The organism is Larkinella fluvii (assembly GCF_051857545.1).
Lineage (GTDB): Bacteria > Bacteroidota > Bacteroidia > Cytophagales > Spirosomataceae > Larkinella.
This window is the reverse complement of sequence record NZ_JBPZHB010000001.1, coordinates 233,830-255,171: the sequence shown is the minus strand read 5'-3', so window position 1 is coordinate 255,171 and position 21,342 is coordinate 233,830. Positions and strand designations below refer to the sequence as shown.

Below are 21,342 nucleotides of genomic sequence, written 5' to 3'. Positions count from 1 at the left end.
AACTAAACCCGGATTTTAAAGTCCCCTTTAGGGGATTTAGGGGTTTAATTAACAAAGTTGTATTCATAGAACTGTTTTGCGCGCTCATCGTTCGAATCTTCAAAAACTTCCTCGAACGTACCCTGCCGTTCAAACCGGCCATCGAGTAACATGGCAATGCGATCGCCGACGGTTTTGGCGCAGGTCAGATCGTGGGTGATGATGATCGATGAGGTATTGTGGCGCTCCTGCACCTCGTTGATGAGGTTGTTGATTTCGTTGGACGTAATGGGGTCCAGACCCGCCGTAGGTTCATCGTAGAGCATGATTTCCGGTTTCAGAATCAACGTCCGGGCAATGCCGATCCGCTTGCGCTGTCCGCCCGACAGTTGCGATGGCATCTGGTTGATGGTTTGGCTCAGTCCAACATCCTCCAGGGCTTCCTCAACGGCTTTGTCGATGTCGCTGCGACTCAGATTCCGCACATTCCGGATCAGCGGAAATTCGAGGTTCTCGCGAACGGTCATGCTGTCGTACAGGGCGCTGTTCTGAAAGGAAAATCCCAGCTTTAGCCGTAAAGCGTCCAGTTCCCGCTTGTTGAGTTTCGCCACGTCTTCGCCCAGCACATTCACCGATCCTTCATCCGGCTCCAGCAAACCGGCAATAATCTTGATCAGAACCGACTTGCCCGTTCCTGAGCGACCCAGTACTACCAGGTTTTCGCCCTGATACAAATCCAGATCGACCCCGCGCAGGACGTGCAAATCGCCGAACGAAATTTTCAGATCCCGAATCACAATGACGGACTCTTTCGGGTGATTAACCGATTTTTTCGTGTTCATGCGTTACGCAGCGCGAATGGCGTTGATGATTTGGAGGAACAACAGTTCTTCGATAAAAACCAGGAACATCGATGTAACCACCGAGGCATTGGCCGCTTTTCCGACCCCTTCCGTCCCTTTCGACGAATTGTAGCCTTTGTAACAGCCAACAATGCCGATGGTAAACCCGAAAATAAGGGCTTTCACAACGGTGGAGTTGATATCCAGAAAAGTAATCGAACTGAAAAAGGTTTCGATGAAAGACATGAAACTGGTTTTTTCGTTCTGGGCGACATTGACATACGACCCCAGTACGCCCAGAAAAACGAAGAACATCGCCAAAACCGGGATCATAAACGTGGTGGCAATAACCCGGGTAACGACCAGAAACTTGAACGGATTGGTACCCGAAACCTCCATTGCTTCGATCTGCTCCGTTACACGCATGGAACCCAGCTCGGCCCCGATGTTGGAGCCCACCCGCCCGGAGGCAATCAGGGCCGTTACCAACGGAGCCAGTGCCCGAACCAGCGCGATGGAAATCAGCGAGGGAAGCCAGGAAGTGGCTCCAAAGGTAGCCAGCGACGGTCGCGACTGGTTGGTAAATACAATTCCGGTGATGAAACCCGTCAGCGAGATCAGCGGCAACGAACGAACGCCCACCTCGTAACATTGCCGGACAATTTCCTTTCCTTCGTAGGGCGGAACAAAAACTTCCTTAAAAAATTGCCCGACAAACGACGCGACGTCGCTGAGAGCGAGAAACATGCGGTCGAGCCGCCGGGAAACGACCGGTTTAGGGGTGGTATCCGTTTTCGATGGGGTTGTGCTGGCTTGCATCCGTAAAAATAATCACCTGTCGTGTTAAACGTTAAAATTTATGGTTTTACTAGTTAAACGCGCTGGAAACCAAGGAAATAATTTACGCCTAACCATACACCATAACTGATAAACACTAAACTAATTTTAGCTATTAACTGGATTTGACGATACAAGGTTAGATTTTGTTAGATTTGGGCTTCAAAAATCATGAAATACTTCCGTGTCTTCTTCAAAGTGCTGCTGGGTCTGGTCGCGGCCATTCTCCTGTTTTTAGCCGTCAGCCTGGCACCCGTCGATGATGAGCCGTATCGGAAAACCGACTATTACCGGTATACGCGGCAGCAATTGCTGGACCTGGCCCCACCGCCCAACCCGTCTGCGGGTTTGCGGGCAGGCTGGGCGAAGACCAACCTGACGCCTTCGTTCACCACGCCAACGGGCGGTTACGGGGCCCGAAGAGGCCAGCACTGGACCACCGTCAGCGATTCCATTTATGTCCGGACCATCGTTCTCAGCAACGGCGGCACCAAAGTAGCCATTATTGCGCTGGATTTACTCATCACGCCCCCCACCGTAACCGAGCAACTAAAAAAAAGATTGCCGGAAATCGGATTTCAGTGGGAGAATGTGTTCACGGGTGCGATTCACAGCCACAACAGCCTGGGCGGCTGGGCGCCCGGTCTGGTCGGCGAACTGTTTGCGGGCGATTTTGACCAGCGCGTAGTTGATCACATCACGGATACTATCCTGAAATCGATTGTGCTGGCGCAGAAGCAGATGGCTCCGGTGGAAGTGGGTTTTTCGCAGTTCGACGCTCCCGATCTGGTGTATAATCGAATGAACCAGGAGGGAAAAGTGGATGGCAACGTACGGCTTCTGAAACTCAAAAAAAATACCGGCGAATCGGCCCTCCTCTGTACGTTTGGAGCACACGCTACCATTTTCCGGGCGGCCGATTATCAATACCTCAGCCGCGATTATCCGGGCGCATTGGTGGACCGGCTGGAAAAGCAAACCGGCAGCTTTGTGGCCTTCATGGCCGGATCGGTGGGCAGTACCGGTTCGAAAACCACGCCGGGGAAAGACGAATTTGCCACCATCCGAACCTACGCCGATACGCTGACCGCGCGGATTTTACCGACCTTGCCCCAGTTCAAAACGCAGCCCGACAGCACGCTGGAAATCCTGACCTTGCCCCTGCAACTGCGTGAACCCCAGGCCCGTGTAATCGAAGACTGGCGGGTGCGTGGCTGGCTGTTCCATTCCGTTTACGGCGACTACCCTTCCGACCTGAAGGCGTTGCGCATCGGTCAGACGGTTTTGCTCGGTACGCCCTGCGATTTCTCGGGCGAGCTGGTGGCCGAACTTCGGCAGGAAGCCGACCGGAAAGGCTTTCAGTTGATGGTTACGAGTTTCAACGGCGGCTATGTCGGTTACATTACGCCCGACAAATATTACCACAAGAATTCGTATGAGACCAGGACGATGAACTGGTTCGGGCCGGAAAACGGCGCGTATTTTGTGGAAATGATGAAAGGCTTGGTAGACCGGCTGTAGCGACTACGGCATGGCTTCCCACCACCGCCCGGTCGGAACCGTCGAACCCAGAACGACCACTTCGCCAATCCGGGGCGTGGCGACTTTGGTGCCTAGTTCGGCCGACTTTTTCATCAACCGCTGAATGGGATCGCGCCAGGTATGCAGGGCCAGATTGAATTTCCCCCAGTGAATCGGAATCAACAGGTCGCCTTTGACATCCAGTTGAGCCTGAGCCGTTTGTTCCGGCATCATGTGAATATCGATCCAGTCTTCGTTGTAGGCACCACATTCCAGCAAAGCAATATCGAAGGGGCCGTATTTCTCGCCGATGGTTTTCAGACCCGGATAATAGCCCGTATCGCCCCCGTAATACACCCGTTTCTGCGTTCCCAGCAACGCCCACGAACACCATAACGTGCCGTTTCGGTTGGTCAGGCTGCGACCGGAAAAATGCCGCGCCGGGGCACACACCAACGTCAGATCGTCAAATTTGACGGATTCATGCCAGTCCAGTTCCGTAATCTGATCCGGCGCAATCCCCCATTTTTCGAGATGCGCACCCACGCCCAGCGGCACAAAAAACCGGCTGACTTTTCCCTTCAGCTTTGTAAAAGTCTCGTAATCCAGGTGATCGTAATGGTCGTGCGACAACACAACGGCGTCTACCGGCGGCAGTTCATCCACATTCATGTAATGATCAAAGGGAAACCGCTTTGGGCCACTGAAGGACGCAAACGACGCCCGTTCGCTAAAAACCGGGTCGGTCAGCAAGGTTTTCCCCTGAATCCGAATCAACAAAGATGAATGCCCGAACCAGCTAATGGCGACCTGCTCGGGTCCGCCATTGCCTTCAAAAACCGCCTGATCAAACGGGACGGTTTGGATGGTATCAGTCGGCTCGGCTCCCGGCACGCCCGTCAGCATTTTCCAGGTAGCCGACACCATTTTCCCCGCCGACATATCGAGGCTGGTCGGCACCAGATTCTGAAACGTACCGTCTTTAAAATTGGGGGAAGCCTGCATGCGTTTCAGCCGCTCACCCGCCGGGTTTTCGCCGAACTGGGGAGCAAAATTTACAAACGCAACGACGGCAATAACCAGGAGAATGAGGAGGGAAACGAGAATCAGGGCCATTCTTTTTAAGACTTTTTTCATGCAGGGGGTGTTGCTCAGCATTGGGCTTCACGTCACAACACCCCGGCCCTTTGGGGAGTTCCTCACCGAACCCGGTCAAACACAAACAAATCGGCGAAAACCCACTTGCCGTCCTTTTGATTGCCGCGTTGAATCACCAGTTGGTTGTCCGAGCGTTTTTCGTAGATAATCCGGATCGAGCCGTCCGATTTTTCAAACAAGGCCTGGTTCTTTTTGGCCTCGATGAACGAATACCGGTCCGACACGTCTTTTTCTTCCGAAGCGATCAAACCGGGTTTGAAGTGTTTGACCAGCACGATCGGTCCTTTTTCGGTTTGCTCAAAAATCAACAGTTCATACATCGTCACTTTGTTGTCTTTCATCATGCGCATAAAACCGGCCAGGTTGTCGCCCTGCGGAGCAGCCCAGGCCGCATCGATCGGCCCGCCGTTGAAGGTTCCTTTCCAGCGACCTTCCATAAAGCTGACATCTGCCAACGAGCCGGTTTGGGCCTGAGCGGCCTGGTTTACGACTAAATAGAGCGCTATCAGAATGGCAAAAGGAATGGAATCGCGCAAGGTGCCGAAGCGGAAATTTCTAAATCGGTTCATGGGAATAGGTTTTTGTTGGACGGCAAGATACGCAGCCGGGATTAAAGAGAAAAGACGGGAGAAAAAAGACCATTCACTACCCACCCAACAGGTCTTTATTCTTTCATCTCACTTCTTTCATCTCATTTGCTTTTTTGCCTACGCCTGTAGACCTTGCCTTCCTTAAAATACCGCCCTCTACCCTTTTATGATCCCGACTACCATCTGTGCAAATCAAATTCGTTCATTTTTGACAGGAATCGCCTGCTGGTTTCTGTTAGGCCCTCAGCCGACTACCGCGCAATCGCTCAAAGTCAGCCCGCAGGATCTCCGGTTTTCGCAACTGCCCACCCGCTGGGACGAAGCGCTGCCGTTGGGCAACGGGGTTCTGGGTGCGCTGATCTGGCAGAAAAACGACCGTCTCCGGTTCTCGCTGGATCGGGTGGATTTGTGGGATTTGCGCCCGATGCGCGGGCTCGACCGGCCCGAATTCAGCTACCAGTGGGTGCAGAATCAAGTCATGAAAAAAGACTACAAAATCGTTCAGCAGTATTTCGATAAACCGTATGATGAAGAACCCGGCCCGACCAAAATTCCGGGGGCGGCTCTCGAATTCAACACGGCCGCACTCGGGTCCGTGCAGTCGGCCCGGCTGCTCATTCAGGAGGCCGTTGCGGAAGTGACCTGGCAGAACGGAGCGGTTTTGCGTTCGTTCGTCCACGCAACCGAACCGGTTGGCTGGTTTCGTTTCGAGAAAATCCCGGCCCACTTCACTCTTGAACTGATACCGCCGGCTTATGGCAAATCCATTCAGGGAAAAGCCGAAAATGCCGTGGTCGATGGCGACGATCTGGTGCGTTTAGGGTATTCCCAAGGGACCGTTTTGCAGCAAAAAAACAAAATCACGTATCACCAGACCGGCTGGGGCGGTTTTTCGTACGATGTCACGGTGCAATGGACGCGGAAAGGCAGCACGTTGGAAGGAACCTGGACCATTGCGTCGGCGTATCCCGAAAAAAAGAAAACCGCCAGTTTGGCAAAAACCGCGTCGACCAACCGAATTTTTGCCGCCGATCTGGCTTCACACCGAAGCTGGTGGCAGCGGTTCTGGTCGAAGTCGTCGGTTCAGGTGCCGGATTCGCTGCTCCAAAAACAATGGTATCTGGAAACCTACAAGTTTGGCGCCACCGCCCGTGCCGATGCGCCACCAATTTCGCTCCAAGCCGTCTGGACGGCCGACAACGGCCGGATTCCGCCCTGGAAAGGCGATTACCACCATGATCTGAACACGCAACTGAGTTACTGGCCGAGCTACAGCGGGAATCATCTGGAAGAAAGCATCGGGTACATCAATCACCTGGAAGAGAATTTGCCGACGTATCGCGACTACACCAAACGGTATTTCGGAACCGACGGGATTGCCGTTCCGGGCGTCACCACACTGACAGGCAAGGAGATGGGTGGGTGGATTCAGTATTCGCTCTCGCCCACGGTTTCGGCCTGGCTGGCGCAGCATTATTATTTACAGTGGCGGTATAGCAACAATGCGGTTTTTCTGCGCCAGAAAGCCTATCCGTGGCTGAAAGGCGTGGCGCAGCACTTGGAACAACTGACGGTTTTGGATGAAAACGGAAAAAGGAAACTGCCCATCAGCTCGAGTCCGGAAATCAAGGATAATAAACTGGAAGCCTGGTTTCCCACTAACACCAACTACGATTTGTCCCTCATGAAGTTTGTGTTTAAAACCGCAACCGAAATGGCGACGGCTTTGGGCAACGAAGCGGATACCCGGCATTGGCAGGCTATTCAAAACCAGTTTGGTGATTTTGCGTTGAGCGACCGGAACGAACTGATGTTTGCCGCCAGTTTACCCTACAATGAATCCCACCGCCATTTTTCGCACCTCATGGCGATTCATCCACTGGGCCTGATTCGGTGGGAAGACGGCGAAAAGTCGCAGCAGATTATTCAGAATTCACTGGCGTTGCTCGACCGCGTCGGGCCGGATTGGTGGTGTGGCTATTCCTACGCCTGGCTGGGCAGTCTGAAAGCGCGGGCGAAAGACGGATCGGGAGCCGCCGAAGCCCTGCATACCTTTGCCTCGGCCTTTTGTTCAGTCAACTCGTTTCACCTGAACGGCGATCAGACTAAATCCGGAAAATCGAAGTTTACGTACCGACCGTTCACGCTGGAAGGAAACTTTGCGTTTGCTGCCGGTTTACAGGAAATGCTGATCCAGAGTTACGCCGGTTTTCTCGAAATTTTTCCGGCCATTCCCGCCACCTGGCAAGACGCCGGTTTTAGGGATTTACGAACGGAAGGGGCTTTTCTGGTCAGTGCTCAAAAACGTGCCGGAATCGTGAAAGAGATTACGGTAAAAACCGACCAAGGCGGCACAACCCGCCTAAAACTGCCTTTCAATACCTACGTTATCAAAACCTCACAAAAAGCGACCGTTGAACCTTCAGAACCCGGTTTTGTGACGTTGAAGCTGCAAGCAGGCGGTTCGATCACCTTGCAAAATCAATAGATTAATTGTCCTTCCGCCGGGTGGTATCACGTTTTTCCAGGGTTGCTCCCACGCCAAAGGCATTGGGATCGCTCGGCGGAACGACTCTGACCTTACGTTTGCCTCTTCCCTCGCGCGGACTGATGACTTTGCCCGGCGTCGATACCGGTTCGGCAGCCGGGCTCGTCATTGGTACACTATTCGAAGGCGTCACTACGGGCGCAATCGTGGTCGGGAGTTGTTGCGGTTTTTGCCGAACGGTATCGCTTTGTCCCAAACAGGCACCAGCGGAAAAACTAAAAACGAGGAACATGACAATCGGGCGCATAACAATAACATCATTTGTTCAATGAAACGAATTGCAACCGGTTTTGTTAGAATGAACGGTATAACGCTTCCCAAAGCAGCCTGAAGCGGTACCGAAAAACCCAAAATCATCACACACTATGAAATACAACCTTCTGGGAAACACCGGATTACTGGTTTCCGAGCTTTGTTTAGGCACCATGACCTTCGGCGGAAGCGGCACGGGCATGTGGGCGGCCATTGGAAAACTGGAGCAGGAACCGGTCGATCAGCTTCTGAAACGCTCCGTCGATGCGGGCATTAATTTTATCGACACCGCCAATGTCTATGCCGAAGGCGTGTCGGAACAACTTACCGGTCAGGCCATTCGAAACCTCGGTCTCAACCGCGATGATCTGGTCATTGCCACCAAAGTCCGGGGTAAAATGGGTGAAGGACCCAACCAGATCGGCTTGAGCCGGAAGCACATTGTGCAGCAGGCCGAGGAAAGTCTGCGTCGGCTGAACACCGACTACATCGACCTGTATCAGATCCACGGTTTCGATTTTCTAACCCCGCTGGAAGAAACGCTCCGGGCGTTGGACGATCTGGTGAAGAGTGGGAAAGTCCGTTACATCGGTTGCAGCAACCTGGCAGCCTGGCATTTGATGAAAGCGTTGTCGTATTCTGAACACAAGGATCTGGCCAAATTTGTGTCCCTGCAAGCGTATTACACCATTGCGGGCCGGGATCTGGAGCGTGAGATTGTTCCGCTGCTGCTGGATCAAAAAGTGGGCCTGATGGTCTGGAGCCCGCTGGCGGGCGGTTTGCTGAGCGGCAAATACGGTCGCAACAAACAACCGGAAGATTCCCGCCGGGTGAATTTTGATTTTCCACCGGTCAACAAGGAAAAAGCATACGATATTCTGGACGTGATGGAACCGATGGCCGAAGAAAAAGGCGTTTCGGTAGCCCAGATCGCGCTCGCGTGGCTGTTGCACCAACCCGCAGTAACGACGGTTATTATCGGAGCCAAAAAACCGGAACAACTCGAAGACAACCTCAAAGCAATCGACGTCGTTCTGAGTGCCGACGACCTGAAAAAACTGGATGACATCAGCAAACTGGCTCCCGAATATCCGGGTTGGATGGTGGATCGGCAGGCGAATGATCGGAAAAAGTACGTACAGTAACGCATAAAAAAGGCCAGGAGCGACCTGGCCTTTTTTATGTGTTAGATACCCGAAGTTGTTAGTTCATGACCACCAGTCGCGTTGGCGCTTCAACCGGCTCCGAACCCAGGTTCACCTCTTTGACAATGCTGCCTTCTTTCGATTTTACTTCCAGTTCATACTTGCCATCGGGCAACTCCGCAACGTTCAGTTTGACGGCGTACTTCTGTTCTTTCTTGCCCACAAATTGCTGAAACATCACCCGGTTGTTTTTGTCACGCAACAGAACGACCACCGGCTCAAGGGCGGTTTTTTCGACCGCAACCCGGATTTGGTTGTTGATGGTCACGTAGGCACTGGCATCGAACGTGAGGGTTTTGGGAGCCGTTCCGTTGTCAACCGGGGTAGTACTCAGGATAGCGGTGCAAATCAGATTACTCAGTAAATTCATCATGATATTTGTTGTTTAGTATTGTGTTGTTTATGTCTTAGCGTTGTTGTTTCCTGTTCGATGATCTATAATGCCAACGCCGTGCCAAGGCAATACCAATTTTATAACTAATTGATAATCAGAAAATAGGAATTTACACTTACTTTTCAAGTGTACGAAGCCGGACAATCCCTGTTCAAATGCGGACAAAAGTGTACGCCCAGCGACCGGTTTTCCAAAAAACTAAACGAAGTCTCCTTGTCTTTCATGTTTGTAAAAGCATTAACTTTCTGCGTGCCTATCAGGCCAGCCCAATTCGCTTGAAAAAACGCTAAAAACCATACTACTATGAAGAAAATCATTTTCTGTTTTGCGGCTTCGATCGCAGCCATCAGTTATGCGTCAACCGCATCGGCGGCAGCACCGGCGGCAGCACCGGCCCGGGGTGCCATCACGTCGCTTCACGCCCTCCTGATCAGCTCCGACTCAACAGCGGCCCTGCTCGATAAAGCCGTAGCAGCCAATGCGAAAGGCGACAAAACCGGCACCGTGAAAGCGTTGCAGGCCGGCACCACGGCCCTCGAAACCGAAGCCAAAAGCAGCACCGGAAGTCTGAAAGACAAATTGCTGGGACAAGTCGGAAACCTGAAAAAATTGATTCCGCTGGCGCAAAGCGGTTTGCTGAAAGGCGATATTTTGCAAAAAGCAGTGAGCCTGGCCAAAATGGCCCTCGGTGCAAACCAAATCGAAAAGCTCATGGGGGGCGGGAACCTGCTCTCGAAAGTTACCGGACTGACCAGCAACCTGAATCTGGTTAAAACCGGCCTCTCGGCGCTGGGCGGAAGCAGTGCCAGTACGGGCAATTCACTCATCACAACGGCCCTCGGCGGACTCTCGAAACTGAGTAAAGGGGGCGTAGCCGCAAAAGCTGCTGAACCCGCCGTGAAGGGCCAGTTGGATAGCGTTCTCGGCTTTGTGAAAGGCGTTCTCTAATCCGAAATGCCCCCGAACCATTGCAAAAAAGCCCGGCGCAAACGCACCGGGCTTTTCCAATTCAACTCTAACCCTTAAACACACACAAACTGTCTTTTAATAAATATTAAATGTAAAATGATGAATGTGAAATGATAAAGTGTGTACAGATGAGCTACTTAACTTTTACATTCATCATCTTACATTTAATATTTATCATTCATTATTCCTCCTTCACTGCCCTATCGCGAACGAGTAGCCAATCGACGCGCTGAGTCCGCGGTTGCGGATGGGAAGCTGAAGGAAGGGCAAATCATATTGCCGCGAAAAACCGTGTTCATACCGGGTTTCGGCAAAGAACTTGCCCCGTCCGGCGTCGATGCTGAGACCCAGTCCGCCAATGGCACTGAAATCCCAGCGGTTATAGCCCATCGTATTCATATTCATGTCGACATCGATGGGCTGGCTCCGGAAAATACCGCTGGTGCGGGTGCGAATCCGACCGTTGACGGCGTAACCGGCGGCAGCTCCCGCCAGCATATAGACTTGAACCGGTCCTTCGTTCAGGTTAATTTTGGCCAAAACCGGCAGCTCCACATAGCGGGTCTGGTAGGCAACGCGGGCACCCAGTGGCAAATCCCAGTTTCCTATCGACAGATCAAAACCTTCATCGACCACAAAGCCTTTTTGAACGTACGCAATTTCGGGGCGGATGCTCACGCGGTCACTCACCGGAACTTCCAGAAACAACGCGCCGGTTGGGCCGGGCGACAGGCGGAAAGTGGGTGAAAAGCTGTCTAAAAATTCGGGTTTGGAAACCGCCCCCCAATTGGCCCCTGCCCGAAAGCCGACCTGAACCTGAGCCGATGCAGTTTGAATAAGAAAGAAGGTCAGCGCAGCGAATGCTGCCAGTGTAAAGCGTTTCATGGTCGATCAAAAGATTGGTTGGTTGTTCGATGGCAAACCGGTAGCTTACGTTCTGATCTCAAAAGAGCCGGTTGGTTTTGCAATCTGATGCTTGGACAGGTGTCGGCGGCAATGGATTAATGACCCGGGGCATTTTGTTCAGAATTAGTTAAAATCATGGATCTTTTAGTACTTTATACCGAAAACATTGCATTGCTTTTGCCGCTTTAGTACCTGTTCAACCACGCCAACGCTTTTGAATAATGACGGAGAAAAAACCAACCCGCTACAGCTTTTTACCAAAACCGCTTGACAGGCTGGATTTTTTGGGGGTTTTCGAAAAAGACCCTTTCGGTAACTCGTTGTTTATCAAACGAATCATGATTGCCATCGTTGGCTGGATTACCTACTTCCGGTATACGGTTTACAACAAAATCACCATTGAGGGGGCTGAGCATTTGAAGGATTTGCCGATCAACAACGTAGTATTTCTGTCCAACCATCAGACGTATTTTGCCGATGTCATTGCTTTTTACCACATTTTCTGTAGCGTCAAATGGGGATTTACAAACACGATTTCGCCCCCGGTCTATTTGTTCTGGCCCCGTGCCCGCAACTATTACGTTGCCGCCAGCGAAACCATGAAAGGCGGTTTGGTACCGCGTATTTTTTCGTTGGGAGGAGCCATTCAGGTCGAGCGTTCCTGGCGGGCGAAGGGGCAGGATGTGAAACGGGAAGTAGATAATACGGCCAATGACCGCATTGCCGCAGCCCTCGAACACGGCTGGGTGGTTAGTTTTCCACAGGGGACCACGAGCCCTTACGCGCCGATTCGGAAAGGAACCGCACACATCCTTAAAAACAACAATCCGATTGTAATTCCAGTCGTGATCAACGGTTTTCGGCGGGCTTTCGATAAGAAAGGCTTACGGATCAAGAAGCGGAATACCGAGTTGACTGTGCGCTTCAAACCGCCTTTGCACTACCGGGAAGATGAACCCGTTGACGCTCTGATCGATAAAGTGCGGGAAGCCATCGAGCAGGATATTCCGAAAGAGAAACTGAAGTGGTTGTAGCAAAAACCGGCTTTAATCCAAAATCCAGCGGAAAAGCAGGTAAAGGGTGAACGACAGCGTCACGGAAACCGGCAGCGTCATCAGCCAGGCGAGGGCGATGTTCCGAACCGTTCCGCCCTGCAGATTTTTGATCCCTTTGCTGGCCACCATACTCCCGGCAATCCCCGACGACAGCATGTGGGTCGTGCTGACCGGCGCTTTATAAAGCGTGGCAAGGGCGATGGTCGTAGCGGCTACCAACTCTGCCGAAGCACCCTGCGCGTAGGTTAAATGCTGCTTCCCGATTTTCTCGCCGATCGTGACTACAATCCGCTTCCAGCCCACCATTGTACCCAGGCCGAGCGACAGGGCGATCATCAGAATGACCCAAAACGGTGCATAATCCGTAAACCGGCGCAAGCCTACTTTCTCGTTCAGGTTCGTCGTCAGCGTGTTGATGTCGGTTGCACTCAGGTCGACATCTTCACTTTCCATTAACTTTTTGACGTTGTTGTTGATCAGCAGCAAGTCCCGGCGAATCTGCAACCGCTCTTCGGCCCTGAACTTCCCATCCACCAGTGGCAGACTGATCACACGCTGCAAATCAACAATCTCTGCTTTTGTACCGGCCACCCGGCCCCGATCGGTATCGGACAGCCCCGTGGTATCAATTTTGTTGACGATTTGTGAAATCTGTACCAGATTGCCGCGCATCGTGGTCGGGTCAATGGTGTTGTTGAGGGCAAAATAAGCCGGGGTAATCCCAATCAGAATCAGCATGATCAGCCCGACGCCTTTCTGCCCGTCGTTCGACCCGTGGAAAAAACTAACGCCCGTGCAGGTAATGATCAGAATGGAGCGAATCCAGGTCGGCGGGGGCGTGTTTTTTTTGGGTTCTTTAAAAAGGTCTTTGTTGCTCACCAACCGGCGCAACAGAAACATCAGGATAATGGCAAGGCTAAAACCGATCAAGGGAGAAAGCAGCAGGGCCTTCCCGATTTTCGTGGCTTCTTCCCAGTTGACCCCTCCAGGTTCACCCGCCCGACCCATCGTTGAAAAAGCCAGTCCAACGCCCAGGATCGAGCCAATCAGGGTGTGCGAACTTGAGCTGGGCAGACCAAAATACCAGGTTCCTAAATTCCAGATAATGGCGCTGAACAGGAGCGCCAGCACCATCGCAATGCTGTGATACACATTCTGGTCGACCAGCAATTCGACGGGCAGTAGATTGACAATTCCCATGGCCACGCCAATACCACCCAGCAACACACCTATAAAGTTCCAGATGCCAGACCAGACCACGGCCACATTGGGTTTCAGGGAGTTTGTATAAATAACCGTAGCCACGGCGTTGGCCGTATCGTGAAATCCGTTGACAAATTCAAAAGCGCAGGCAGCGAAGAGACAAAGTGCGAGGAGGATAAAAATATCCGTTTCTAATCCGAACATGCAGATACAAGTCTGTGAAACTGAGTCTTAGTAAAAACTCAACAAATCAATTTGGCTCAAAAGTACGGTAAACTTTTGATCGCAATGTTACCTAAATGTTAAGCAATAGACCTGTCAGGTTTTCAAAACCTGGCAGGTCTGGCTAAAGTGATACCCTTCATTGGAATCGCAAAACCTGAAAGGTATGAGTAAATTAACGCAAACTGTGAGATGACTGACCCCAGGGGTCCGATGTTAATAGCAAATCGGTATTCTAAGAGCTCCAGGCGTGCCGGAGGTACGCGATATAGGCTGAGTTGCGCACCTCCGGCACGCCTGGAACTCTTAGAATACCGATTTGCTATTAACATTACGTGCCGCTGGCACTTAAGCAAGGGCGTCATCTCATAGTTGGCGTTAAGTTACTGTTTCCCGGCCAATTGTCCGCAGGCGGCATCGATGTCTTTGCCCCGGCTCCGGCGAATGTTGACGATGACGCCCCGGTCTTCCAGAAAACCGGCAAACCGGTCGAGTGTCTGGGGATCGGTATTTTTATAGTCGGCTTCCGAAATCGGATTGTACTCGATGATGTTGACTTTAGCCGGTACTTTCTTCGTGAATTGCCACAGCTCTTTGGCGTCCTCCAGCGTATCGTTGACGTTGTTGAAAACGATGTATTCAAACGTAACCCGCGTACCGGTTTTCTGGTAAAAATACGTCAGCGCTTCGGCCAGTGCGGGCAGCGAATTGCTCTCGTTGATGGGCATAATCTGGTTGCGCTTTTCGTCGTTGGCAGCATGAAGCGAAAGCGCCAGGTTGAATTTCACCTGATCGTCCCCCAGTTTTTTAATCATTTTGGCAATTCCAGCGGTCGAAACCGTAATCCGTTTGGCCGCCATGCCCAGGCCGTTGGGCGACGTAATCCGCTCGACCGACTCCAGCATGTTGGCATAATTGAGCAGCGGTTCGCCCATGCCCATGTAGACAATGTTGGTCAGACCGGTTCCGTAGGCTTCTTTCGCCTGCTGGTCAATGGCCACCACCTGATCCACCATTTCGCTGGCTTCCAGGTTGCGTTTGCGGTCCATATAACCCGTTGCGCAGAATTTGCAGGTCAGCGAACACCCCACCTGCGACGAAATACAGGCCGTCATCCGGTCGTCCTCGCTTTTCCGCAACGACGGAATCAGCACGCCCTCCACCAGATTACCGTCATAAAGCCGGAACGACGATTTGATGGTACCGTCGGCACTTTGCTGCTGTTTCGAAACCGCCAGCGTCCGCACTTCAAAATGTTCGGCCAACAATTGCCGCGTTTTCAGCGACAGGTTGGTCATTTCCTCAAACGTTCGTACCGAATGTTTCCAGAGCCATTCCTGAATTTGTTTCGCCCGAAACCCCTGCTCGCCGTGGCTGGTCAGCCAGGTTTTCAGTTGGTCGTCACTAAGCTTGCGTATATCCTGCTTCGTTGTAATCATCCTTTTTTATGCGGTCTTTCCACGCCGGAGTCTTCCGAATCGGTGTTATCGTCGGACCAGTTGCGTGAAAATTCTTCCTTTTGTTTTCGAATCCAGTTCGTTCCTACGGGAATCCAGCCGGAGGTTACATCCATCACGATGGGCGCAATGGGTTTTACGACCGGATAGAGATACGTTTCCTGCGTGTGTTTCACGGGCATACGGATTCCCATCCACGTTAACAACCAGAGCATTACACTAATTCCGAAAACCCAGGTAAAAATTCCAACGGCCGCTCCGGCCAAACTGTCGAACGTACCCAGAAGCGTGTATTTGAGCGACTGACGCAGGGAAAAACCGATGCGGTTGATCAGAAAAACAGTCGGAAAAAAAATAATGGAAAAGCCCAGCCACGGCAACAACCGCCGGGCCACTTCCATGCTGATGTACGGTGCCAGCAGGTCGATGCCAAAACCCAGAAACTTGAATCCCACGATCATCGCCACGATAAACGCCACAATGGCCACAATTTCCACCAGCAAACCCTTGCGGTAGCCATTGAACGCGCCATAGAGCAACGTAATCAGGATGATGATGTCGAGGATTTTCAATTGTTAAATGGTTGGATGGTTTTGATGGTTAAAGGGCTGAAAAATGGTTTTGATGGTTGAAAATGGCTGGATAGTTGAAAAATGGTTGGATGGTTCGTCGTAATTTTAACCATCCAACCATTTTTCAACCCTTAAACCATCAAAACCATTTTCAACCATCAAAACCATTCAACCCTTTACGTAGTCAGCAAATTCTTTACCAACGCTGAAATGGCTTTCCCTTCGGCCTGACCCGCCAGTTCTTTGGTAGCCACGCCCATTACTTTTCCCAAATCCGACGGCCCGGTGGCACCAACGCGGGCGATGATATCCTGCACGCGGGTTTTCAGTTCGGCTTCCGAAAGCTGCTGGGGTAAATAATGTTCGATGATAGCGATTTCCGCCAGTTCGGCTTGCAAAAGATCTTCGCGGCCCTGCGTGCGGTAAATATCGGCCGAATCCCTCCGCTGTTTAACGGCTTTGGTCAGCAGTTTCAGTTCATCTTCGGGCTTGATGTCGCCCCCGGCCGAACCGTCTTTGGTTTCTTCCAGTAAAATCAGCGACTTAATCGCCCGCAAAGCCCGCAACCGATCCTGCTCCCGGGCTTTCATAGCCTCCTTGATGTCAGCATCGATTTGTTGTTTCAGCGCCATATTTCAGTTAATAATTAAAAGTTATGAGTTAAGAGTTACTTTAACTCCGGAACCAATGACTGTTTGGCAAAGTTACGAAAACAGGATGGGCTTGTTTGCACCTCATAACTCTTAACTGATAACTCTTCCCTAAAAAATGACTCGTTTGAGTGTTAATATCAATAAAATTGCCACGTTGCGGAATTCACGGGGTGGCAATAACCCGAATGTGGTCAACGTGGCCCTCGATTGCGAACGGTTCGGAGCGCAGGGCATAACGGTTCATCCACGCCCCGACGAACGGCACATCCGCTATAACGATGTGTTGCAGTTGAAAGAGGTAGTCACAACCGAGTTTAATATTGAAGGCAACCCCGACGAGCGGTTTATTGAACTGGTGACGCGCGTGCGGCCCGACCAGGTGACGCTGGTTCCCGATGCGGTCGACGCCATTACGTCCAACGCGGGCTGGAATACGGTTTTGCACCGGGATTACCTGACGGATCTCGTCAAGCAGTTTAAAGACTTGGGAATTCGGGTTTCGATCTTCGTCGATGCCGATGAGCAGATGGTGCAGGGCGCCAAAGAAGTCGGTACCGACCGAATCGAATTGTATACGGAACCCTATGCAGCTCACTACGCTGAAAACCGGGAAGCCGCTATCGCTCCGTTCGTTCAGGCGGCCAAACTTGCCAACGAATTGGGATTGGGTCTCAACGCAGGTCACGACTTAAGTCTGGAAAACCTGCGGTATTTTCACCAGAATATCCCCGGTTTGCTCGAAGTCTCCATCGGCCACGCGCTCATCTGCGACGCGCTGTATCTGGGCCTGGAAAATACCATTCAATTGTATTTAAAAGAATTGGAATAAAGAGGATAGACAAGAGAATAAAGACAAACTAAACTGGCTACCAGCACTTTGTCTTTACTCTCTTGTCTATCCTCTCTCCTCTACACCATGATTTCATCCGTCGAAACCCCCAACGCTCCGCTTCCTGCCGGGCATTATGCCCAGGCTACAGTCTGGAACGACCTGATTTTCGTATCCGGTCAGTTGCCCATTCATCCCGTCACGAAGGAGAAATTCACCGGCCCGATCGACGTACAAACCCGGCAGGTGCTGGACAATGTCAAAGCTATTCTGGAAGCTGCCGGGAGCGACCTGACCCACGTCCTGAAAACGACGGTTTACATCGCCGACATTTCGCTTTGGGATCAGGTCAACGCGGTTTACGCGGATTTTTTCGGTAACCACAAACCCGCCCGCGCCGTGGTCCCAACCAAGGAACTACACTACGGTTTTCTGATCGAAATTGAAGCCGTAGCTGTGCGGACATCCTGACAGCGGTCGGAGGCCCTGTCAGGGTGTTACAACGAATAATTACCCCGGTATTGCCGTTTCACAAACTGGTTGGCGTAATCGAAGTTGGTGATTTTCATGTTTACGCCGTCCCAAAAAAGCTTCTTGCGACCCGGAAAAGTGAAGCCTCCACCGGTTTTCGGTTCCCGGTACAAATAACTACGCGTGGCCAGATTCCCCATCAGGACGGTTTCGGTTAGCGGACCGGATTCATCGAATGATGAGCTCGTATAGGCCCCGTAGCCCTGCTTGCAGGCTTTGACCCACTGCTGCTGATGGCCGTCGGTTTTGCCCTCGACCAGCGGTTTTTCGGCATCCGGCATTTTTTTATCCCCAAATTTTTCTTCCGGAAACAAACGCGGATTGTTCCCAAACAGCTCGGCAACCAGAATGCCTTTGCTGCCGATGAACATTATGCCGCCGTCGATGTTCGTAAATACTTTTTCGTACGGAATACCGTCCGGTACTTGTGGGCGAATACCGCCGTCATACCACGAAAACTTGATTTCTTTCACCTTCCTGTCGTCCGACGGAAAGGTCAGGTGAATCGCCGATGAAGGTGGGCAGACATCGTCGTAAAACGCTTCTTTGAAGAAGTCGGAATAGACCGAGCCCACGCTGCACTCCACCGAAGTCGGGTATTTCAGTTTCAATGCCCGGAACGGCACATCCATGAAGTGGCAACCCATGTCGCCGAGTGCGCCCGTACCGAAGTCCCAATAGCCCCGCCAGCGGGTCGGCATGTAGGCTTCGTGGTAGTCGCGCGCAGGAGCCGTGCCGAGCCACAAATCCCAGTCGACCTCCGACGGAATTGGCTGCGACTCACCTTTGTCTTTCGGCGACCGAACGCCCTGTGGCCATACCGGACGGTTGGTCCAGCAGTTGACGGTATGAACGTGTCCAATAACCCCTTTCTGAATCCAGGTTTCTATTTTGCGCGTATCGTCACCACTACTGCCCTGATTGCCCATTTGCGTCACGACCTTGTATTTCCGGGCCGCTTCGGTCAGCATCCGGGCTTCGTAAATATCGTGCGTCAGCGGTTTTTCGCAGTAAACGTGTTTGCCCAACTGCATGGCCGCCATCGCAATCGGCGCGTGCATGTGGTCGGGTGTCGAGATAATCACTGCTTCGAAATTCTTCGCTTCCTTGTCGAATAATTGGCGGTAATCTTTAAAATACGGGGCCTTGGGAAACTGGGCGCGGAACTTCTTTGCCTGCCGGTCGTCGACATCACACAGCGCGACCATGTTGTCCGAGCCGTTGTTATAGGCCATCCGAATGTTTACATCCGCTTTACCACCGCAACCCACGGCCGCGATGTTGAGCTTATCGCTGGGGGCCGTAAAGCCGGAACCACCCAGCACGTGACGGGGTACAATCGTAAAACCGGCGGCAGCCAGGGCACTACCCTGAATGAATTTCCGGCGGGAAAGGGAGGCAAATTTCATACGGGTCCAGGTTTAGAGAGTGAAATACGGAGAACGAGCGAGCCGTTAGCTCAGTTTTTGACCAATTTTCATGGCCAGACCCATATCGCCCTGGACCTTGAGTTTACCAAACATAAACGCGGTCATGGGGTTCAGATCGCCGGTGCCTAATTTTTGCAAATCACTCAGTGACACCTTGATCGTGCAATCCGCGTCGGTGTCTTCGTTGGAAACAACGGCTGGCACCTGCCGCCCGTCGATGTAGATAACCCCCTGATCAGTAGCCAGTTTAACGGTAGCATCTAATCCGCTGTCGGTACCAAGGCGTTGCCGGATCTGATTCGTAAATTCCTGTAAATTCATGCGTGTGGTTCGTTTGTGACTCGAAATAGGACAAAAACCGCTAAAACTAGGCGGTTTTTTCGGTAAAAGTAGAAACAATACCGAAATTTTTAGTAAGTTCAAACCAGTTAATCACGCCCTGAACGAATCTGAATTTCTCTGCACTGATGGAAGGACTCTCCACAGCCACGGTTTATTTAACGGTAAACCCATTTTCTGCAATTCTGACAATTCTGTGTATCTTTACCCTCTCAATCTGTCCGATCAAAATAGATAATCACCTCCCCGTGTTTTCACCGATGGCAGGTACTACTTTGGTCTGCCGGGAGATTCTCACTAACGCCAGAGCGCAAATTCGTGACCAGAGCATTCGGAGTTTGTTGACGAACCAGTGGAGTTCTGCGTCTGATAACTAAGAAAAATCAGGCTGCTATAAAAAACGTGTATTAGGATGCAAGCTGAACAAACCCTTCTCCGACAACTGCGGAACGCCGACCCAACAGCCTTCAGGCGGGTCTACGATCGGTATGTTCAACGGATTTATTATTTTACAGTAAGCTTTCTAAAATCACCGGAAACCGCTCAACAGATCGTGCGAGACGTCTTTACCACGCTGTGGGAACGACGCAGTACGCTTGATGAAGACATCCCCCTGAACGGTTATTTGTTTACCATGACTTACGGGCTGGTGCTTTCGGCTTTTCGCGAACGGCACAGCCAGTGCCAGCCGCAGGAAATTCTCCAGCGGTTGACCACGCAGTCCGGCACCGATACCGAGGAGCAGGTGCTGTATCAGGAACTGGAATTGCTGTATCAACAGGCCGTTGGGCAGCTTCCCCCACGTCGGCGTGAAATCTACTTGCTCAGCCGTCACGAGGGATATACGTCGCAGCAAATCGCGGATCGCATGAACCTCTCCACCCGAACGATCGAAGATCATCTGGCCCAGGCTTACGACACACTGGGCAGTTATTTTCAAAGACATACCTATTAAATGAGTGAATGAGTGAATGAGTGAATAGATCAAAGATCCTGCTTTTTATTCACCGCTCCGGCGGCCCGGTCATTCTATCATTCGCTCATTCACTCATTCTATCATTAGAATGGAGGAATTGCTGGTTAAATACGTCCGGAATGAATGCAGCCCTGAGGAAGAGCAGTGGGTCATTGGCTGGTTGCAGAACCCGGACAACGAATCACGCTTACGCGGATTGATGCGGAAACAATGGAGCAATCCGTCGGTTTCCGGGGTCGAATCGCCCGACTGGCAGCAGATGTGGATGGGTATTGCCCGGCAAACCAAAGACCTGCCCACGGAATCCGAGCCTCCTCTATACCGTACGGTATGGCGCCAGATTGCCCGCATTGCAATCTGGATTGGTTGCATTATTGCTTTTGGACTTGGCATCCGGTTCCTCCGGGAGGCCCAGTTACCCGCCGACGTCATCTACCAGTCCGGAGCCGATCAATCCATGCGGGTGGAATTAACGGATCATTCGTCCGTCGTCCTCAATAAAAACTCCACCTTAACGGTTTCCTCCGACTGGTCAGGCCCAAACCGCAGCATCTGGCTCGATGGCGAAGCGGTTGTTGATGTGGCAGAGCAGCCCATCGGTTTCCGTTTGCTAATTCATACTGCCGACCACGTGGTAACCGAAGCACAAAAAGCCCGGATTTTCGTAGCCCGAAAAGACAAAAAAGTGCGGGTCGTGGTGGAACAAGGCCTGGCTAACTTCGTCATTCACTATTCAGGCATGTTGGGCGAAATGAAGAAATATGCCCTGCAACGGGGCGGTATGGCCGAGTACGATGAGAAATCAACCCAACTGATCAGACGCCAGGTTAATCCGCTGACCTACACCTCCTGGGCACAGCCTGAATGAGTGAAT

The 21,342-nt window shown here is 51.8% G+C and carries 22 protein-coding genes; 9 read left to right on the top strand and 13 right to left on the bottom strand.

Annotated features, from left to right (window positions below):
* Positions 1-44 precede the first annotated feature (44 nt).
* Positions 45-821 (bottom strand): ABC transporter ATP-binding protein, encoded by a 777-nt coding sequence (locus ACS5NO_RS01190; protein ID WP_439413470.1) that lies wholly within the window; start codon positions 819-821, stop codon positions 45-47.
* Between the two features lie 3 nt (positions 822-824).
* On the bottom strand, positions 825-1,640 hold the full coding sequence (locus ACS5NO_RS01185; protein WP_439413469.1) for an MlaE family ABC transporter permease: 816 nt from the start codon (positions 1,638-1,640) through the stop codon (positions 825-827).
* Between the two features lie 189 nt (positions 1,641-1,829).
* Between ACS5NO_RS01185 and ACS5NO_RS01180 the strand changes: the two genes are divergently transcribed.
* A complete protein-coding gene (locus ACS5NO_RS01180) occupies positions 1,830-3,179 on the top strand; it encodes a neutral/alkaline non-lysosomal ceramidase N-terminal domain-containing protein (RefSeq protein WP_439413468.1) in 1,350 nt (449 codons plus the stop codon).
* Between the two features lie 3 nt (positions 3,180-3,182).
* Here ACS5NO_RS01180 and ACS5NO_RS01175 read toward each other — a convergent pair whose 3' ends face one another.
* Together ACS5NO_RS01175 and ACS5NO_RS01170 are read right to left on the bottom strand one after the other, a co-directional pair.
* Positions 3,183-4,316, bottom strand: coding sequence for an MBL fold metallo-hydrolase (locus tag ACS5NO_RS01175; RefSeq protein ID WP_439413467.1), 1,134 nt, complete (start codon positions 4,314-4,316; stop codon positions 3,183-3,185).
* A 62-nt stretch (positions 4,317-4,378) separates the two neighbouring features.
* Positions 4,379-4,906, bottom strand: a complete 528-nt coding sequence (locus tag ACS5NO_RS01170) for a DUF6265 family protein (protein ID WP_222930275.1) — start codon at positions 4,904-4,906, stop codon at positions 4,379-4,381.
* A 229-nt stretch (positions 4,907-5,135) separates the two neighbouring features.
* Here ACS5NO_RS01170 and ACS5NO_RS01165 point away from each other — a divergent pair, with 229 nt between their 5' ends.
* Positions 5,136-7,415, top strand: coding sequence for a glycosyl hydrolase family 95 catalytic domain-containing protein (locus ACS5NO_RS01165; RefSeq protein ID WP_439413466.1), 2,280 nt, complete (start codon positions 5,136-5,138; stop codon positions 7,413-7,415).
* Between the two features lies 1 nt (position 7,416).
* On the opposite strand, the gene ACS5NO_RS01160 is transcribed toward ACS5NO_RS01165, so the two are convergent.
* Entirely contained in the window at positions 7,417-7,722 is a 306-nt protein-coding gene (locus ACS5NO_RS01160; RefSeq protein ID WP_439413465.1) for a hypothetical protein, read from the bottom strand.
* A 118-nt stretch (positions 7,723-7,840) separates the two neighbouring features.
* Between ACS5NO_RS01160 and ACS5NO_RS01155 the strand changes: the two genes are divergently transcribed.
* Positions 7,841-8,872: an aldo/keto reductase gene (locus tag ACS5NO_RS01155; protein ID WP_114406309.1), complete on the top strand. Its 1,032-nt coding sequence runs from the start codon at positions 7,841-7,843 to the stop codon at positions 8,870-8,872.
* 58 nt (positions 8,873-8,930) lie between these two features.
* On the opposite strand, the gene ACS5NO_RS01150 is transcribed toward ACS5NO_RS01155, so the two are convergent.
* On the bottom strand, positions 8,931-9,305 hold the full coding sequence (locus tag ACS5NO_RS01150; protein WP_229312149.1) for a hypothetical protein: 375 nt from the start codon (positions 9,303-9,305) through the stop codon (positions 8,931-8,933).
* Positions 9,306-9,629: 324 nt separating this feature from the next.
* Between ACS5NO_RS01150 and ACS5NO_RS01145 the strand changes: the two genes are divergently transcribed.
* The gene (locus ACS5NO_RS01145) at positions 9,630-10,274 is read left to right on the top strand and encodes a hypothetical protein (RefSeq protein WP_439413464.1); all 645 of its coding nucleotides are present in this window, start codon (positions 9,630-9,632) and stop codon (positions 10,272-10,274) included.
* A 213-nt stretch (positions 10,275-10,487) separates the two neighbouring features.
* Here the strand turns inward: ACS5NO_RS01145 and ACS5NO_RS01140 are convergent, their stop codons facing one another.
* Positions 10,488-11,180, bottom strand: a complete 693-nt coding sequence (locus ACS5NO_RS01140) for a porin family protein (protein ID WP_439413463.1) — start codon at positions 11,178-11,180, stop codon at positions 10,488-10,490.
* A 242-nt stretch (positions 11,181-11,422) separates the two neighbouring features.
* Between ACS5NO_RS01140 and ACS5NO_RS01135 the strand changes: the two genes are divergently transcribed.
* Complete coding sequence (locus tag ACS5NO_RS01135) at positions 11,423-12,235, top strand: lysophospholipid acyltransferase family protein (protein ID WP_439413462.1); 813 nt, start codon at positions 11,423-11,425, stop codon at positions 12,233-12,235.
* Between the two features lie 12 nt (positions 12,236-12,247).
* Here the strand turns inward: ACS5NO_RS01135 and ACS5NO_RS01130 are convergent, their stop codons facing one another.
* The 4 genes from ACS5NO_RS01130 to ACS5NO_RS01115 all read right to left on the bottom strand — a co-directional run bounded on the left by ACS5NO_RS01130 (position 12,248) and on the right by ACS5NO_RS01115 (position 16,342).
* A complete protein-coding gene (locus tag ACS5NO_RS01130; RefSeq protein WP_114406313.1) occupies positions 12,248-13,663 on the bottom strand; it encodes an inorganic phosphate transporter in 1,416 nt (471 codons plus the stop codon).
* Positions 13,664-14,064: 401 nt separating this feature from the next.
* Entirely contained in the window at positions 14,065-15,120 is a 1,056-nt protein-coding gene (gene rlmN / locus ACS5NO_RS01125; RefSeq protein WP_439413461.1) for a dual-specificity RNA methyltransferase RlmN, read from the bottom strand.
* A complete protein-coding gene (locus ACS5NO_RS01120) occupies positions 15,117-15,710 on the bottom strand; it encodes a CvpA family protein (protein ID WP_191908811.1) in 594 nt (197 codons plus the stop codon). The genes rlmN and ACS5NO_RS01120 overlap by 4 nt, the downstream gene beginning before the upstream one ends.
* Before the next feature lie 176 nt (positions 15,711-15,886).
* On the bottom strand, positions 15,887-16,342 hold the full coding sequence (locus tag ACS5NO_RS01115) for a GatB/YqeY domain-containing protein (RefSeq protein ID WP_439413460.1): 456 nt from the start codon (positions 16,340-16,342) through the stop codon (positions 15,887-15,889).
* Between the two features lie 136 nt (positions 16,343-16,478).
* Between ACS5NO_RS01115 and ACS5NO_RS01110 the strand changes: the two genes are divergently transcribed.
* On the top strand, positions 16,479-17,192 hold the full coding sequence (locus tag ACS5NO_RS01110; protein ID WP_439413459.1) for a pyridoxine 5'-phosphate synthase: 714 nt from the start codon (positions 16,479-16,481) through the stop codon (positions 17,190-17,192).
* A gap of 87 nt (positions 17,193-17,279) precedes the next feature.
* Entirely contained in the window at positions 17,280-17,663 is a 384-nt protein-coding gene (locus tag ACS5NO_RS01105) for a RidA family protein (protein ID WP_439413458.1), read from the top strand.
* A gap of 26 nt (positions 17,664-17,689) precedes the next feature.
* On the opposite strand, the gene ACS5NO_RS01100 is transcribed toward ACS5NO_RS01105, so the two are convergent.
* Positions 17,690-19,132 carry a Gfo/Idh/MocA family protein gene (locus ACS5NO_RS01100; protein ID WP_439413457.1) on the bottom strand — a complete coding sequence of 481 codons (1,443 nt, stop codon included), beginning with the start codon at positions 19,130-19,132 and terminating at the stop codon, positions 17,690-17,692.
* Between the two features lie 45 nt (positions 19,133-19,177).
* Positions 19,178-19,474, bottom strand: coding sequence for an SCP2 sterol-binding domain-containing protein (locus ACS5NO_RS01095; protein WP_439413456.1), 297 nt, complete (start codon positions 19,472-19,474; stop codon positions 19,178-19,180).
* A gap of 430 nt (positions 19,475-19,904) precedes the next feature.
* On the opposite strand from ACS5NO_RS01095, the gene ACS5NO_RS01090 reads away from it, so the two are divergent.
* Positions 19,905-20,447: an RNA polymerase sigma-70 factor gene (locus tag ACS5NO_RS01090; RefSeq protein ID WP_114406319.1), complete on the top strand. Its 543-nt coding sequence runs from the start codon at positions 19,905-19,907 to the stop codon at positions 20,445-20,447.
* A 109-nt stretch (positions 20,448-20,556) separates the two neighbouring features.
* Positions 20,557-21,336 carry a FecR domain-containing protein gene (locus tag ACS5NO_RS01085; RefSeq protein ID WP_439413455.1) on the top strand — a complete coding sequence of 260 codons (780 nt, stop codon included), beginning with the start codon at positions 20,557-20,559 and terminating at the stop codon, positions 21,334-21,336.
* The last annotated feature ends 6 nt before the right edge of the window (positions 21,337-21,342 follow it).

Bases quoted from the DNA above. Each gene is read 5' to 3' on its own strand.
- ACS5NO_RS01190 (WP_439413470.1), bottom strand. From the start codon at position 821: ATGAACACGAAAAAATCGGTTAATCACCCGAAAGAGTCCGTCATTGTG.
- ACS5NO_RS01185 (WP_439413469.1), bottom strand. From the start codon at position 1,640: ATGCAAGCCAGCACAACCCCATCGAAAACGGATACCACCCCTAAACCG.
- ACS5NO_RS01180 (WP_439413468.1), top strand. From the start codon at position 1,830: ATGAAATACTTCCGTGTCTTCTTCAAAGTGCTGCTGGGTCTGGTCGCG.
- ACS5NO_RS01175 (WP_439413467.1), bottom strand. From the start codon at position 4,316: ATGAAAAAAGTCTTAAAAAGAATGGCCCTGATTCTCGTTTCCCTCCTC.
- ACS5NO_RS01170 (WP_222930275.1), bottom strand. From the start codon at position 4,906: ATGAACCGATTTAGAAATTTCCGCTTCGGCACCTTGCGCGATTCCATT.
- ACS5NO_RS01160 (WP_439413465.1), bottom strand. From the start codon at position 7,722: ATGCGCCCGATTGTCATGTTCCTCGTTTTTAGTTTTTCCGCTGGTGCC.
- ACS5NO_RS01155 (WP_114406309.1), top strand. From the start codon at position 7,841: ATGAAATACAACCTTCTGGGAAACACCGGATTACTGGTTTCCGAGCTT.
- ACS5NO_RS01150 (WP_229312149.1), bottom strand. From the start codon at position 9,305: ATGATGAATTTACTGAGTAATCTGATTTGCACCGCTATCCTGAGTACT.
- ACS5NO_RS01145 (WP_439413464.1), top strand. From the start codon at position 9,630: ATGAAGAAAATCATTTTCTGTTTTGCGGCTTCGATCGCAGCCATCAGT.
- ACS5NO_RS01140 (WP_439413463.1), bottom strand. From the start codon at position 11,180: ATGAAACGCTTTACACTGGCAGCATTCGCTGCGCTGACCTTCTTTCTT.
- ACS5NO_RS01135 (WP_439413462.1), top strand. From the start codon at position 11,423: ATGACGGAGAAAAAACCAACCCGCTACAGCTTTTTACCAAAACCGCTT.
- ACS5NO_RS01130 (WP_114406313.1), bottom strand. From the start codon at position 13,663: ATGTTCGGATTAGAAACGGATATTTTTATCCTCCTCGCACTTTGTCTC.
- rlmN (WP_439413461.1), bottom strand. From the start codon at position 15,120: ATGATTACAACGAAGCAGGATATACGCAAGCTTAGTGACGACCAACTG.
- ACS5NO_RS01115 (WP_439413460.1), bottom strand. From the start codon at position 16,342: ATGGCGCTGAAACAACAAATCGATGCTGACATCAAGGAGGCTATGAAA.
- ACS5NO_RS01110 (WP_439413459.1), top strand. From the start codon at position 16,479: ATGACTCGTTTGAGTGTTAATATCAATAAAATTGCCACGTTGCGGAAT.
- ACS5NO_RS01105 (WP_439413458.1), top strand. From the start codon at position 17,280: ATGATTTCATCCGTCGAAACCCCCAACGCTCCGCTTCCTGCCGGGCAT.
- ACS5NO_RS01100 (WP_439413457.1), bottom strand. From the start codon at position 19,132: ATGAAATTTGCCTCCCTTTCCCGCCGGAAATTCATTCAGGGTAGTGCC.
- ACS5NO_RS01095 (WP_439413456.1), bottom strand. From the start codon at position 19,474: ATGAATTTACAGGAATTTACGAATCAGATCCGGCAACGCCTTGGTACC.
- ACS5NO_RS01090 (WP_114406319.1), top strand. From the start codon at position 19,905: ATGCAAGCTGAACAAACCCTTCTCCGACAACTGCGGAACGCCGACCCA.
- ACS5NO_RS01085 (WP_439413455.1), top strand. From the start codon at position 20,557: ATGGAGGAATTGCTGGTTAAATACGTCCGGAATGAATGCAGCCCTGAG.